9 protein-coding genes are annotated in these 14,071 nt (G+C 72.6%); 4 read left to right on the forward strand and 5 right to left on the reverse strand.

Annotated features, from left to right (window positions below; genetic code table 11):
• Positions 1–28 precede the first annotated feature (28 nt).
• Together ACFZCY_RS03560 and ACFZCY_RS03565 are read right to left on the reverse strand one after the other, a co-directional pair.
• The gene (locus ACFZCY_RS03560) at positions 29–502 is read right to left on the reverse strand and encodes a hypothetical protein (RefSeq protein WP_391169051.1); all 474 of its coding nucleotides are present in this window, start codon (positions 500–502) and stop codon (positions 29–31) included.
• A 94-nt stretch (positions 503–596) separates the two neighbouring features.
• Positions 597–944, reverse strand: a complete 348-nt coding sequence (locus ACFZCY_RS03565; RefSeq protein WP_391169053.1) for a metalloregulator ArsR/SmtB family transcription factor — start codon at positions 942–944, stop codon at positions 597–599.
• 71 nt (positions 945–1,015) lie between these two features.
• Between ACFZCY_RS03565 and ACFZCY_RS03570 the strand changes: the two genes are divergently transcribed.
• Complete coding sequence (locus ACFZCY_RS03570) at positions 1,016–2,065, forward strand: cation diffusion facilitator family transporter (protein ID WP_391169395.1); 1,050 nt, start codon at positions 1,016–1,018, stop codon at positions 2,063–2,065.
• An 18-nt stretch (positions 2,066–2,083) separates the two neighbouring features.
• Here the strand turns inward: ACFZCY_RS03570 and ACFZCY_RS03575 are convergent, their stop codons facing one another.
• A complete protein-coding gene (locus tag ACFZCY_RS03575) occupies positions 2,084–2,428 on the reverse strand; it encodes a hypothetical protein (protein ID WP_391169055.1) in 345 nt (114 codons plus the stop codon).
• Between the two features lie 265 nt (positions 2,429–2,693).
• Between ACFZCY_RS03575 and ACFZCY_RS03580 the strand changes: the two genes are divergently transcribed.
• Positions 2,694–3,404, forward strand: a complete 711-nt coding sequence (locus tag ACFZCY_RS03580) for a hypothetical protein (RefSeq protein WP_391169056.1) — start codon at positions 2,694–2,696, stop codon at positions 3,402–3,404.
• Positions 3,405–3,471: 67 nt separating this feature from the next.
• On the opposite strand, the gene ACFZCY_RS03585 is transcribed toward ACFZCY_RS03580, so the two are convergent.
• Positions 3,472–5,190 carry a cellulose binding domain-containing protein gene (locus ACFZCY_RS03585; RefSeq protein WP_391169057.1) on the reverse strand — a complete coding sequence of 573 codons (1,719 nt, stop codon included), beginning with the start codon at positions 5,188–5,190 and terminating at the stop codon, positions 3,472–3,474.
• Between the two features lie 298 nt (positions 5,191–5,488).
• Positions 5,489–7,339 (reverse strand): asparagine synthase (glutamine-hydrolyzing), encoded by a 1,851-nt coding sequence (gene asnB / locus ACFZCY_RS03590; RefSeq protein ID WP_391169058.1) that lies wholly within the window; start codon positions 7,337–7,339, stop codon positions 5,489–5,491.
• Positions 7,340–7,674: 335 nt separating this feature from the next.
• Here asnB and ACFZCY_RS03595 point away from each other — a divergent pair, with 335 nt between their 5' ends.
• Together ACFZCY_RS03595 and ACFZCY_RS03600 are read left to right on the forward strand one after the other, a co-directional pair.
• Positions 7,675–9,684 (forward strand): TerD family protein, encoded by a 2,010-nt coding sequence (locus ACFZCY_RS03595; RefSeq protein WP_391169060.1) that lies wholly within the window; start codon positions 7,675–7,677, stop codon positions 9,682–9,684.
• 153 nt (positions 9,685–9,837) lie between these two features.
• Complete coding sequence (locus ACFZCY_RS03600) at positions 9,838–14,052, forward strand: molybdopterin-dependent oxidoreductase (RefSeq protein WP_391169062.1); 4,215 nt, start codon at positions 9,838–9,840, stop codon at positions 14,050–14,052.
• Positions 14,053–14,071: the final 19 nt, after the last annotated feature.

The raw sequence follows: 14,071 nt of genomic DNA on the forward strand, positions 1-14,071 counted from the left end.
GATGTGGTGGCGGAGGCCGGCGATCGGCCTAGGTGCGGAGTACTTGGAGCTGATGGAGGCCGAGGGCGTGGACGATCGTGTCGGGCGGTGCCCGTACGGCGTCCATGCCCCGCGGGGCCTCCGGCGGCCGGAAACCGGCGGGGGCGGGCGGCGGGACGGGGGCGGGAACCAGGGCGGGGTTCCCGCCGCGCGGCCCGGCCACACAGTCGTCGCTGCCGCCGCCCGGGGCTTTCGGGTGGTCCCCGGCGGCCGGGGGCGCGGTGTGGAACTCGGCGATCGGGAGGGCCGGCGCCGGTGGTGGCCATTCGGGCTGCGGCTCGGCCACGAGACGGTGCGGGCAGCCCGCCGACATCGGCGGGTGGTCACCGCCGGAGTGGACGCACAGCGGCGCCACCCAGAGCAGCACGGCGAGGAGGGGGGCGACACGGCGGAGCGCGGAGCGCACGGTGGCTCGCACCGTGCGCTTCCGTATGCCGTCGTCTCCGCCCCGCCCTCTGCCCATCGCGCCAGATCGTAACCAGTGGGCCTGCCGGGGCTGAACGGGTAGCACGGCAATCACGTCAGTCGTGCGGTCGGCGGTGCGGTGAGCGGTGCCGTCAGTCGTGCCGGGGAAGGCCCGACAGCTCGTGGTCGGCGTGGCTCAGCGCCTCGGTGACCAGCCGGGCCAGATGCCCGTCCCGGAGGGCGTAGACGACCCGCCGGCCGTCCTTGCGCGAGGTGACGACCCCGGCCAGCCGCAGCTTGGCCAGGTGCTGGCTGACGGCCGGGCGGGCCGCCCCGCAGACGGCGGTCAGCGCCGTCACATCGGCCTCGCCCGTGGCGAGGGTGTGCAGCAGCGCCAGCCGGGTGCGGTCGGCGAGGAGGCCCAGCACCTCGGCGGCGCGCGCGTACTGCTCGGCGCTCGGGGTGCGCAGATGCGCATCGTGCGCATCTGATAGGTGCATGTGTGCGCTCATACGCACATAATGGGTGGCGGGGACGGACCATGTCCAGTACCGAAGGGAAGGCGGAAGCCATGGACGACCGGCACGGGCATGACCACGGGCACGAGCACGGACACGACCACACCCACGGCCGCGGCGCCCGCCGGCGCCACCGGGCGGGCCATCTGCTGCGCCCCCACTCCCATGACACGGCCGACAAGGTGGACCAGGCCCTGGAGTCCTCCGCACGCGGCCTGCGCGCCCTGTGGACCTCCCTCGCCATCCTCGGCGCGACGGCCGTCGCGCAAGCGGTCGTCGTGGTCGCCTCCGGGTCCGTCGCGCTGCTCGGCGACACCGTCCACAACGCCGCCGACGCCCTGACCGCCCTCCCGCTCGGCCTCGCCTTCCTGCTCGGCCGCCGCGCCGCCACCCGCCGCTTCACCTACGGGTACGGGCGGGCCGAGGACCTGGCCGGGATCGCGATCGTGCTCACCATCGCGGCCTCCGCCGCGTTCGCCGCCTGGACCGCCACGGACCGGCTGCTGCACCCGCGCGACATCGACCAGCTGCCCGCCGTGGCCGCCGCGGCCGTGGTCGGCTTCATCGGCAACGAATGGGTCGCCCGCTACCGCATCCGCGTCGGCCGCGACATCGGCTCGGCCGCCCTCGTGGCCGACGGCCTGCACGCCCGTACCGACGGCTTCACCTCGCTGGCCGTCCTGGTGAGCGCGGCCGGTGCCGCCCTCGGCTGGCGCCTCGCCGACCCCCTCGTCGGCCTCGCCATCACCGCCGCGATCCTGCTGGTGCTGCGTGACGCCGCCCGCGAGGTGTTCCGCCGGGTGATGGACGCCGTCGACCCGGCCCTGACCGACGCCGCCGAGCGGGCCCTGCGCGCCGTACCGGGCGTACGGGACATCGGCGAGCTGCGGCTGCGCTGGATCGGCCACCGGCTGCGCGCGGAGGTCGCGGTCGTGGTCGGCGGCGAGCTGAGCGTACGGGAGGCGCACCGGGTCGCGGTGGACGCCGAACACGCCCTGTTGCACGCGGTCCCCCGGCTGACCGCCGCCCTGATCCACGCCGACCCGGCCCCCACCGACCGGACCCCCGACCCGCACGCCCCGTTGGCCCACCACGCGGCGTGAGCGGGGCGCCGTACCGGCTCAGACCGCGCTGACCGGGGCGATCAGCCCGGCGGTGGAGGCCGGGGGCACGGGGCCGACACGGGCGCTGACCAGGTCGCCGCGCTCCAGGAAGCCCGTACCGCTCAGGTCGACATGGACGCGCAGCCCGTACGTGTCGTCGGGGTCCAGCTCGCCGGGGACCGTGACGCTGAACGGGATGTGGCCCGCCGGGCTCAGCGGCACATCGGTCTGCACCTGCGCCCCCACGACGGAGGCGGCCACATCGGCGCGGGTCACGTTGCGCACCTCCACCACCACCCGCGCCGCCCGGACCGTGGGGGTGTCCGGGGGCAGGGACACGATGCCGCTCAGGACACTGCTCATGCGCGCCATTACATGTCACCCGCGCCCCACGTGTAACGCGGTCCGGGGTCCCGTACGGCCATCCGGGTGGGGATACGGCGGGGGCGCCGCTGGTCCCGATCCGGTCATGATCCGGTCATGATTGCGCTCCCCGGGGTGGCCCGTTCCGCCCGCGCCCGCAGAATCGGGGGCGGAAGCTCACGGACCGCCGGCCGGGCGGAGAGTCGTCATGTCGGGACGACCGCGGCCGTGCGGACGGGGAGCGACCGCCAACGGGAGAACACAGATGAAGAGAATCGGCATCGTCGCCGTGGCCTCGGCCACGGCGCTGCTGGCCACGGGCGGCCTCGCCCACGCCGCGAACAGCGGGGTGGGCTGGAAGCTGGAGAGCGGCAGCCCGTACTACATCGAATCGCTGCGCCACCACTCCACGTACACCCTGTCGTTCGTGACGAAGGCCGCCCGGGACCGGTTCACGCCGTATCTGAGGATTCCGGTCGCCCAGCTGAACGCCATGCCGGAGGTCAAGGCCGCGGGCATCACCTTCAAGGTGTCCACCACGATCGAGGGCGGGACGAACCTCAAGAACAAGAAGTACTGCGCGGGGCCCCGCAACCACATCATGTTCACGCTGGCCCACCGCCCGCTGAACGGGCAGAAGGGCATGTCGCAGGCCAAGCCCTGCTACAACACCACCGACAACAGCGCCTGGGGCGGATACGTCCTGATGGACGACGAGTACTGGAACAGCGCGGGCAAGGAGAACGGCTGGTTCAGCTCGGACAAGGCCAGGAACACGGCCATGACCCGCAACGCGGTCACCCATGAGCTGGGCCACATGATGGGCCTCGACCATCCGGACCCCTCGTCCTTCGACCCGAAGGAGAACAAGCCGGTGATGACCTCGCCCAACGGCGGCTACCTGAATGCCAACGGCGGGAAGTACACGGCAGCGGACCAGCGGGGCGTCAGGAAGCTCGTCTCCAACGGCGGCTGACCGACCCCTCCGGCGCGCCGTACGCGGCCCGGAATCCCGGGCCGCGTACCGCGGCGGTGCGAAAGGCTCAGGCCGAGCAGCGCTCACCGTTCAGCGTGAAGGCGCGGGGCGGGGAGTTCCGGCCGTGCCAGGTGGCGAGGAAGCCCACGGAGAAGGGCTTGTCGGCGTCGACCCGCTGGTTGTAGTCGGCCGGTGTGGTGGTCACCGTGGAACCGCGCTGGGTGAATTCGCCGTTCCACATCTGGGTGACGCGCTGGTCGCCGGGGAAGTCCCAGGAGACCCGCCAGGTGTCGAGCGCACTGCGGGAGGTCAGCGTGACCTCGGCCTTGAAGCCGTCGGGCCATTCGGTGACCAGGTCGTAGCGGGCGGTGCAGGCGGGCTCGCCGGGGGGTTTCCGGGAGGAGCCGTCGGAGGGCTGGTGGCCCTCGCCCGAGCCCTTCGAGGCGGACGGCGAGGCGGGCGGGTCCGTGCGCTTCCCGTCCTTGTCGCCCTTGCCCCCCTTGTCCTCGCCGCGGTCCTCGCGCTCCGGGTCGTCCTTCCCGGCCTTGCCGCCCACGCCGTCGCCACGGCGGGAGGAGGACGGCTCGGCGGACGTACCCGGTTTGCCGGGGGTCCCGGTGCCCACCGGAGTGGTGTCCGAGGGCGTGCCGCCGGGTGCGGTGGTGTCCCGGGTCACGCGGTTGGTGGCCTGCTCCCCGTTCCCGCCGCCGGACACCGCGGCGGTTCTGGTCAACGCGACCGTCGTGGCCAGCGCCACGACGGCCACCACCGCCAGGGCGACCGTCGCCGTACGGGCTCTGCGCACCCCGTGCACGGCTCTTCTGCGCCCCGTCGGGCCGATTCTCTGGCGCAGCAGACGCGGCGCCATCATCAGCGGTCCGCCGACCTTGTCCAGGACCCGGTCCCGTAACGGGATGTGGACGGCGTGCGAGGCCGGCGCGGGCGGCGCGGGAGTGGCGCCCGGGGCCCGCTCGACGGCTCTTCGCCGCCGCGCCACATAGCCGTGCCCGCCCCAGCCCAGCACTCCGCCGGCCAGCGCGTTGGGCAGTCCGCCACCGTGCAGATACAGGCAGGCGGCGGCCTCGCGGCAGTTCCGGCAGCGGGCGAGGTGCTGCCACAGGTCCGCGGGGGAGTGGGCATCCGGCGAACGCGTGGCGGCGTCCAGCAGCTTGGCGTAGCTGCGGCACTCCTCATGCGTGAGGGTGTCCAGATGGTTGCGCTGGCAGCGCTGCCGGAAGGCGGCCCGCACCCGGGCGATCTCCTCGGTGGCGTACGCGATGTCGCCGCCCAGCTGCCACGCCACCGCCTCGACCGGCTGCGACTCCACCTCGACGGACCACAGCAGCGCCCCGTCGTGTTCCCCCATGTCGCGCAGCCCGCGCAGGGCGAGCGGCTGTTCGCGGGGCGGGACGGCGTAGCGGGCGACGCCGGTGGAGGAGAGCCAGACCCGCAGCTCCGGGTCGAGCCGGTCGCCGTCCCGGTGGGTGTGCCAGTCGGCGGCGGTCTTGCGTACGGACGTCAGGAGCAGCGGAAGCCACGGCAGCCGGGGGCCCCAGGAACGGGCCCGGCGGTTGCGGGCGGCCCTGATGCCGCGCCGGAACGCCTCGGTGGCCAGCCGCATGCCGTCTTCGGGGGTGGTGGTGCACAGGTCCGCGTAGTCGGCTACCGCGTCCCAGTAGAGGTTGAGCAGGGCCGTCGGGGAAACGGCGTCGGTGTCCGCTGCGGAGACGGACGGTTGGCCGGGCGACGCGAACGCGCCGTCCCGGGATGCCGAGTGGTCGGGCATGGAGGCACATTCCTCACTCACGAACAGTGGCGCCCCCGCCAGGGGGGCAAGCCTCTCACATGGGGCCGCGGGGTTGGGCAGCCAACAGCACAGATCTGACTCGGAGTTGGGGATTCCCCTTCACGGGTGGGCCGAGCCTTTCACGTCTGTGAGTCGGCTGACAAGAGACGATAGAGGAGTGAGGGAGGTGTTGTGTCCAAGGGGCCCGAACCGTGGTGGTCCGGGCCCCGAGACTGGTATATGACGTAACGTCAGGACTCGTGGTGACGCAACGTCAGGAAGTATGTCTGACGCACACTCAGACCGACAGCTCCACCCCGTACCCGCGCAGCCAGGAGTCCAGGCCCAGGGCCACTTCCATGCCCTGCCGGGACTGGTGTCCCGTCCCCTTCGCCGCCTGCTCGGCGGCCTCCCGGTCGATCAGTGGCCGCGCCGGGGAGGAGGGGTCGGCCGCCAGCGCCCGCACCCGGTCGCGCAGGGCGTCCGCGTAGCGGGTGTCCTGGGTGCTGGGATACGGGCTCTTCACCCGCTGGGCCACCGACTCGGGCAGGACGTCCAGGGCGGCGGCGCGCAGCAGCGACTTCTCCCGGCCGTCGAACGTCTTCAGCGACCACGGTGTGTTGAACACGTACTCCACCAGCCGGTGGTCGCAGAACGGCACCCGCACCTCCAGGCCCACCGCCATGCTGGCGCGGTCCTTGCGGTCCAGCAGGTACTGCACGAAGCGGGTCAGGTGCAGATACGAGACCTCCCGCATCCGGTGCTCCAGGCGCGATTCGCCCGGCAGATGCGGTACTTCGGCCAGCGCCTCGCGGTAGCGGGCGTCCCGGTAGCCCCTGATGTCGATCCGGTCGAGGAGGTCGCGGCGGAGCAGCCCCGTGCGGCTGCCCGATTCCCGGCCCGCGAAGCCGTTCGTGGCGAAAGCGCTGATCCACGGGAAGGTGTCCCCCCACACCGCGTCCTCGTCGTGGAACCAGCGGTAGCCGCCGAACACCTCGTCCGCCGACTCACCGGACAGGGCGACCGTCGAATGCTTGCGGATCTCCTTGAACAGCAGGTAGAGCGAGGTGTCGCTCTCCCCCGAGCCGAACGGAAGATCGCGCGCGAACAGCACCGCGTCGCGGTTTTGGTCGTCCATCAGGGCGGCGGTGTCGAGCACGATGTCCTGGTGGTCCGAGCGCGCGTGCTCGGCCAGCGCGTGGGCGTACGGACCGTCGGGGGTGCCGCGCAGCGCGTCCGCCCGGAAGTTCTCGGTCTGGCCGACGAAGTCCACCGCGAACGACCGCACCGGCCCCTTCCCTGCCGCGCCCAGCCGCCGCGCGGCCAGCGCGGTGATCACCGAGGAGTCCAGCCCGCCGGAGAGCAGGGTGCACAGCGGTACGTCCGCGATCAGCTGCCGTTCCACGATGTCGTCCAGCAGCTCCCGCACCCGGCGCACGGTGGTCTCCTGGTCATCGGTGTGCTCCCGCGCCTCCAGCGCCCAGTACCGCCGCTCGGTCAGCCCCTCCGGCCGTACCCGCACCACATGCCCGGGCCGCACCTCGTACATCCCCCGGTACACGGCGTGGCCGGGCGTCTTCGTGAACGCCAGCAGCTCCGCCAGCCCCTCCCCGTCCACCGCCGGACGCACCGCAGGATGGGCCAGGATCGCCTTGGGCTCGGAACCGAAGATCACCCCGTCGGGTGTGGGGTGGTAGTACAGCGGCTTGATCCCCATGCGGTCGCGGACCAGCAGCAACTGCTGCTCCCGCGGCTCCCACAGCGCGAACGCGTACATCCCGTTCAGCCGCTCGGTGAAGCCCTCGCCCCACTCCAGATACGCGTGCAGCGCCACCTCGGTGTCGCTGCTGGTCCGGAAGGAGTGCCCGCGCGCGGTCAACTGATCGCGCAGCTCACGGTAGTTGTAGATCTCCCCGCTGTACGTGGTCACCAGCACCGTGCGCCCGTCGTGCTCGACCGGCATCGGCTGCTTCCCGCCCTCGATATCGATGACGGCCAGCCGCCGGTGCCCCAGCGCCGCATGGGTGTCCGTCCACATCCCACTCGCGTCCGGACCGCGGCAGCTCATGGTGCGGGTCATCGCGTCGAGCACCTCGCGCTCGGCGGTCAGGTCCTTGTCGTACGCGATCCATCCGGTGATGCCGCACATCGGCGGAACACTCCCTCCGGTCGGCGGGCCCCAGCGCCCCTGGGGCCTCGGTGCACCCCCGTCGACAGGGCCGTCCCCCACCCATCTCCCCGGCGGCGGAGGCCCTTCGCCTCACCGTACGCCCGACTCGTTGCATCGACCACCAGTCGCTTAAGGCAATTACTATTTCCGGCCAGCCGCAGGGGACTCCGGGTTCCAATCACCCCATCACTCCGCGAAACGCGTGGTTCGGGAGTTAAGGTTCACTCCACTCATGCGGATGTAGCCATCACGCATCGCAACACGGGTAGCCGCACGGGAACTTCCGAAGCGGCTGTGCACATAGGGGGGAACCTATGCACGAGATGGTCAAGGGCGGCAATGTCGGACTCGCCGCGCTGAGCGAGGACACCGGCTCGGTGATCCTGAGCCTGGGCTGGAGCACCGCCACCGGGGAGGGGGACGCGGACGTCTCCGTCCTCCTGCTGAACGCCGACGGCAAGGTGCGCGGCGACGCGGACTTCTACTTCTACAACAACCCGGCCGCGGCCGACGGCAGTGTGCAACTGCTCGGCAAGGCGCCGACCGCCGACGGCAGCGAGGACCGCGTCAGCCTCGATCTGACCGCCGCCCCGGCCGACGTCGAGCGCATCGTCGTGGCGGCCAGCCGGTACGGCGGCGCCCGCTTCGGCGACCTCGCGGACCTCCGGATGACGCTCGCCGACCGGGCCGGGGAGACCCTGCTCGGGTTCACCATCGAGGACGCGAGCGTGGAGACCGCGTTCATCTTCGGGGAGCTGTACCGGCGCGGCGAGGAGTGGAAGTTCCGGGCCGTCGGCCAGGGGTACGAGTCCGGGCTGGCCGGGTTGGCGACGGACTTCGGCATCGACATCGACGACGACGCCGACGCCGACGATGCCGATGACGCCGCCGAGGCCGACGGGCGCGCCCCGGAGGCGGCCCAGGCCGTCGCGGTCGAGCAGGAGACGTCCCCCGCGCCGCAGCCGACCGTCCCCGCCCAGGCGGCACCGGCATCGGCGGCGTCCAGGCGGCCCCGTACGGCGAAGAAGAAGGTCACGCTCCCCAAGGTCGCCAAGAAGCCGCTGGCCGAAAACGACTCCTGGCGCCGGGCCCGGCTCTTCCCGGTCTCCTCGCTCAAGAGCGATCGCGAGCGCGAGATGCGGGCCACGTCCGTGCTGCTGTCGGTGATCGCCCAGGTGCCGGAGTTCGGGCGCCGGCTCACCGCCGCGTTCGGTGCGCCGGCGGGCCGTATGGAGACCTTCACGGAGGTCTCGCTGCCGCACGGGGGCAACGCTCCCAAGCGTCCCGACGGTGTGATCCGCGTGGAGCGGGCGGGCAAGCTCTGGACCGCCCTGGTCGAGACCAAGACCAACGGCAACCCGCTCAAGTCCGAGCAGGTACAGGACTACATGGACATAGCGGCCCGGCGCGGCTACGAAGCCGTGATCACCCTGTCCAACGATGTCGCCCTGGACGGCAGCCCGCTGGTCGACGTCAAGATCGACGGACGGCGCAAGCACAAGGTCGCGCTGTGGCATCTGTCCTGGGCCGAGGTGACCCATCACGCCCAGATGCTCATCCGGCACGAGGGCGTCGGCAACCCCGCCCACGCCTGGCTGCTCCAGGAACTGCTGCACTATCTGCAGCACGAGAACTCCGGCTGCCACGGCTTCCAGAACATGGGCCCCGCCTGGGTGCCGGTGCGCAACGGCATCGACGACGAGACCCTGTGCCAGGGCGACCGGCGCGCCGTCGACGTGGTCGAGAGCTGGGAGCGGCTGATCCGCCAGGTGTGTCTGCGGCTCGGTGGCGAGCTGGGCCAGAAGACGCTGCCCGTCCAGCGCGCCAAGCGCGGCACCGACCAGCGCTCCCGCCGCGCCGCCCTCGCCGACCAGCTGTGCCAGGACGGCCGCCTCCACGCCGAGCTGCGTATCGAGGGCACCACCGGGATCCTCGCGATCGTCGCCGATCTGCGCACCGGCAAGCTGCGCACCTCCGTCGAGATCCCGGCTCCCGACCAGGGCTACCCCCTGACCTGGGTCAAGCGGCTGGTGCGCCAGCTCGCGGAGGCCCCGGCCGACCTCCACATCGAAACCCTCGTCGAGGGGGAGGGCGGCGGCCCGCGCGGCACGCTGGAGCGGCTGCGCCCCGAGCCGGGCGATCTGCTTCCCAGGGACGGCGACCGGATCACCGGCTTCCGGCTGTCGCTCTTCAAGAGCATGGGCAGCACCCGCGGCAACGCCGAGTCCGGCTTCATCCGCAGCGTCGACGAGGCCGTGGACCGCTTCCACGCCGGGGTCGTCGCCCAGCTGGAGCGCCGCCCGGTCCGGCGCGCCGCCGAGTAGCCCCGATGGGGAGCGAAGCTCACACCCGGCGGAGGGGGACTGTGCAGGGGACGTAATCGCCCGCGATCGGCGGCTGTGACGCGCTCGCAACCGGGGGTTTTTACGGTGTGCGGCAGTGGGAGACGCCCACCGCGAGCGTGAGAGGAGCCAGGCGTGACGGCATCGGCTCGGTCGGCGGAGCCGGTGCGTATCGGCTCCGCCGCGGTGCGGACGGTGTGCTCGTACTGCGGGGTCGGGTGCGGGATCGTGCTCGACGTCGGGCGGGATGCGCAGGGGCGCCGGACGGCGCTGAAGGCGTCCGGGGACAAGGCGCATCCCGCCAACGCGGGGCGGCTGTGCACCAAGGGGGCGACCAGCGCGGAGATGCTCCGGGCGCCCGGGCGGCTGGAGACGGCGCTGTCGCGGGACGACCGTGGCACGGAGCCGTCGGCGACCGGGGTGGACGAGGCGATCACCGCGACCGCGCGGCGGCTGCGGGCGATCCTCGACGAGCACGGGCCGGACGCGCTCGCCCTCTATGTGTCCGGGCAGATGACGCTGGAGGCGCAGTACCTGGCCAACAAGCTGGCCAAGGGGTTCATCGGCACCAACCAGATCGAGTCCAACTCGCGGCTGTGCATGGCGAGCGCGGGCAGTGGCTACAAGCTGTCGCTGGGGGCGGACGGGCCGCCCGGTTCGTACCGGGACTTCGAGGACGCCGACGCGTTCCTCGTCATCGGCTCCAACATGGCCGACTGCCATCCGATCCTGTATCTGCGGCTGATGGACCGGGTGAAGGCGGGCGCCAAGCTGATCGTGGTCGATCCGCGGCGCACCGCGACCGCCGCCAAGGCGGACCTGTTCCTGCAGATCAAGCCGGGCACGGACCTGGCGCTGCTCAACGGGCTGCTGCGGCTGCTGGTCGAGGGCGGGTACACCGATCAGGAGTTCATCGAGGAGCACACCGAGGGCTGGGAGACCATGCCCGCCTTCCTGGAGGACTATCCGCCCGCGCGGGTCGCGGAGATCACCGGCATCCCGGAGGAGGACATCCGCCAGGCCGCGCGGTGGATCGGGGAGGCCGGGGAGTGGATGAGCTGCTGGACGATGGGGCTCAACCAGTCCACGCACGGCACCTGGAACACCAACGCGCTGATCAACCTGCATCTGGCCACCGGCGCGATCTGCCGCCCCGGCAGCGGCCCGTTCTCGCTCACCGGGCAGCCCAACGCGATGGGCGGCCGGGAGATGGGGTACATGGGGCCGGGGCTGCCCGGGCAGCGGTCGGTGCTGGACGCGGAGGACCGGGCGTTCACCGAGGAGCTGTGGGGGATCGCGCCCGGCACGCTGCGGGCGGACGGGGCCGGGCAGGGCACCGTCGAGATGTTCCGGCGCATGGCGGACGGCGAGATCAAGGCGTGCTGGATCATCTGCACCAACCCCGTCGCCTCGGTCGCCAACCGCCGGACGGTGATCGAGGGCCTGGAGGCGGCCGAGTTCGTCGTCACCCAGGACGCCTTCGCCGAGACCGAGACCAACGCGTACGCGGACGTGGTGCTGCCCGCCGCGATGTGGGCCGAGGCCGACGGCGTGATGATCAACTCCGAGCGCAATCTGACCCTCGCCCGGCAGGCGGTCGACCCGCCCGGCGAGGCGCTGCCGGACTGGCGGATCATCGCCCGGATCGCCTGCGAGATGGGGTACGGGGACGCCTTCGGCTACGAGAGCGCGGAGGAGATCTTCGAGGAGATCAAGCGCACCTCGAACCCGAGGACCGGCTACGACCTGAGCGGGGTGACGTACGGGCGGCTGCGCGAGACCCCGGTGCAGTGGCCCGCGGCGTCAGGTGACGGCGACGACCGCAACCCGGTCCGCTACCTCAACGACGGCGTCAGCCAGACCCTGACCGTACGGGAGGACGGCACCCGTCCCCGGCTGGCGTTCCCCACGCCGAGCGGCCGCGCCGTCTTCCACGCCCGCCCGCACATGGACGCCGCCGAGCTGCCGGACGACGACTTCCCGTTCGTGCTCAACACCGGGCGGCTGCAGCACCAGTGGCACACGCTCACCAAGACCGGCAAGGTCGCCAAGCTGAACAAGCTCAACCCGGGGCCGTTCGTCGAGCTGCACCCGCGGGACGCGGAGCGGCTGGGCGTCGGCGAGGGCGACGCGGTGGAGGTGGCCTCCCGGCGCGGGCGGGCGGTGCTGCCCGCGGTGGTGACCGACCGGGTGCGGCCAGGGAACTGCTTCGCGCCGTTCCACTGGAACGACCTGTTCGGCGAATACCTCGGCGTCAACGCGGTCACCAACGACGCGGTCGATCCGGTGTCCTTCCAGCCGGAATTCAAGGTGTGCGCGGTGTCGCTGGCGAAGGTGGCATCGGCGCCGTCCGAAGCCGACAAGGCCCCCGAGGCCGTGGGCGCCGACGGGCTCGCCGGGACGTTCGGCGTCGGAGATCTGGCCCCGCCGGTCCTGACCGAGGCCGAGCGTCAGTATCTGCGCGGCTTCCTCGCCGGACTGCACGGCACGGTGACGAGCCCGGGCGCCCAGGCGACCACCACCGTTCCCGTCCTGCCCCAGGACGCGCCCTTCTCGCCCGAGCACGCCCTGTGGGTCAACGGCGTCCTGGCCGGGGCCTTTTCGCGCGCCCCCGCCCCCGCCGCCCCCGGCACGGACCCCGCCCCCGCGGCGGCCCCGGACACCGCCGCGTCCGGGACGGCCGTCCGCGAAGTGGTCGTCCTGTGGGCCTCCCAGACCGGCAACGCCGAGGACGTCGCCGGGGCCACCGCCCGCCGCCTCACCGAAACGGGACGGCAGGCCCGGCTGCTGGAGATGGACGGCCTCGCCGCCGCCACCCTCCCCCGCCCCGCCGATCTCCTCGTCATCACCAGCACCTTCGGCGACGGCGACGCCCCCGACAACGGCTCCGGCTTCTGGGAGTCCCTGGCCGCCCCCGACGCGCCCCGCCTGGACGGCACCCGCTACGCCGTCCTCGCCCTCGGCGACTCCAATTACGACGACTTCTGCGGCCACGGCCGCCGCCTGGACCAGCGCCTCGACGAGCTGGGCGCCGTACGACTCGCCCCCCGTACCGACTGCGAACCGGACTACGACGAGCCCGCCCGCGCCTGGCTGGACACCGTCCTCGACGCCCTGGGCACCGCGACGTCCGAGGCCCCCGCGCCGGCTCCGAAAGCCCCGGCCGCCCCGGCTCCGGCCGCCCCCGCCTCGAAGGCCCCCGCCCGCCCCACCAAGGCCGAGCCCTTCACCACCCGCCTCACCGGCAACCGGCTGCTGAGCCTGCCCGGAGCGGCCAAGGAGGTGCGGCAGTTCGCGTTCGACACCGGCGACGGCGCGCTCGCCTACGAGGCCGGGGACGCGCTCGGCGTCTGGCCCGAGAACTGCCCCGATCTGGTCGCCGAATGGCTCGCCGTCACCGGCCTCGACCCGGCCGCCGAGGTGGCCGTCCAAGCCGGCCGGGCCGCCCCCGGTTCCGGCCCGCGCGCGATGCCGCTCGCCGACGCCCTCCAGCACCATCTGGAGATCGCGAAGATCACCCCGGACCTGCTGCGCTTCGTCCTCGACCGGACTCACGACCACGACCTCAAGAGGCTGCTGCGCCCGGACAACAAGGACGGTCTGGCCCAGTGGACCTGGGGCCGCCAGGCCGTGGACATCCTCGCCGAATACCCGGTGCGCGCCTCCGCCCAGGAGTGGACCGACGTCCTCAAACGGCTCCAGCCCCGGCTGTACTCCATATCGTCCAGCCCCCTCGCCCACCCCCACGAGGTGCGGCTGACCGTCTCCGTGGTGCGCTTCGAGAGCCGCGGCGGAACGCTCCGCAAGGGCGTCGCCTCCACCCATCTCGCCGACGCCACCACCGACCGCCCGGTGCCCGTCTTCGTGCAGCGCGCCCCCGCCTTCCGGCCCCCGGCCGACCCCACGACACCGATGGTGATGGTCGGCCCCGGCACCGGCGTCGCCCCGTTCCTCGGCTTCCTTCAGGAGCGCAGGGCACGCGGCGCGACCGCCCCCAACTGGCTGTTCTTCGGCGAGCAGCGCCGCGCCACCGACTTCTACTACGAGGACGAACTCGACCAGCTGCGCCGCCACGGCACCCTCACCCGGCTCGACACCGCCTTCTCCCGCGACCAGCGGTCCAAGGTGTACGTCCAGGACCGGATGCGCGAACACGGCGCCCGGCTGTGGTCCTGGCTCCAGGACGGCGCCCACTTCTACGTGTGCGGGGACGCCACCCGGATGGCCAAGGACGTCGACCGGGCGCTGCGCGACATCGCCGTCGCCCACGGCGGGCTCGACGAGGACGCGGCCGAGCTGTACGTCAAGCAGCTCGCCGCCGACAAGCGCTACGCGCGCGACGTGTACTGAGGCGGACGCGGCTGAAACG

It is taken from the genome of Streptomyces sp. NPDC007983 (assembly GCF_042958345.1).
Classification (GTDB): Bacteria; Actinomycetota; Actinomycetes; order Streptomycetales; family Streptomycetaceae; genus Streptomyces.

Coding starts and splice junctions, on each gene's coding strand:
- asnB (WP_391169058.1), bottom strand. CDS start 7,339: ATGTGCGGCATCACCGGATGGATCGCGTACGACAAGGACCTGACCGCC.
- ACFZCY_RS03580 (WP_391169056.1), top strand. CDS start 2,694: ATGAAGAGAATCGGCATCGTCGCCGTGGCCTCGGCCACGGCGCTGCTG.
- ACFZCY_RS03575 (WP_391169055.1), bottom strand. CDS start 2,428: ATGAGCAGTGTCCTGAGCGGCATCGTGTCCCTGCCCCCGGACACCCCC.
- ACFZCY_RS03565 (WP_391169053.1), bottom strand. CDS start 944: ATGCACCTATCAGATGCGCACGATGCGCATCTGCGCACCCCGAGCGCC.
- ACFZCY_RS03560 (WP_391169051.1), bottom strand. CDS start 502: ATGGGCAGAGGGCGGGGCGGAGACGACGGCATACGGAAGCGCACGGTG.
- ACFZCY_RS03595 (WP_391169060.1), top strand. CDS start 7,675: ATGCACGAGATGGTCAAGGGCGGCAATGTCGGACTCGCCGCGCTGAGC.
- ACFZCY_RS03585 (WP_391169057.1), bottom strand. CDS start 5,190: ATGCCCGACCACTCGGCATCCCGGGACGGCGCGTTCGCGTCGCCCGGC.
- ACFZCY_RS03570 (WP_391169395.1), top strand. CDS start 1,016: ATGGACGACCGGCACGGGCATGACCACGGGCACGAGCACGGACACGAC.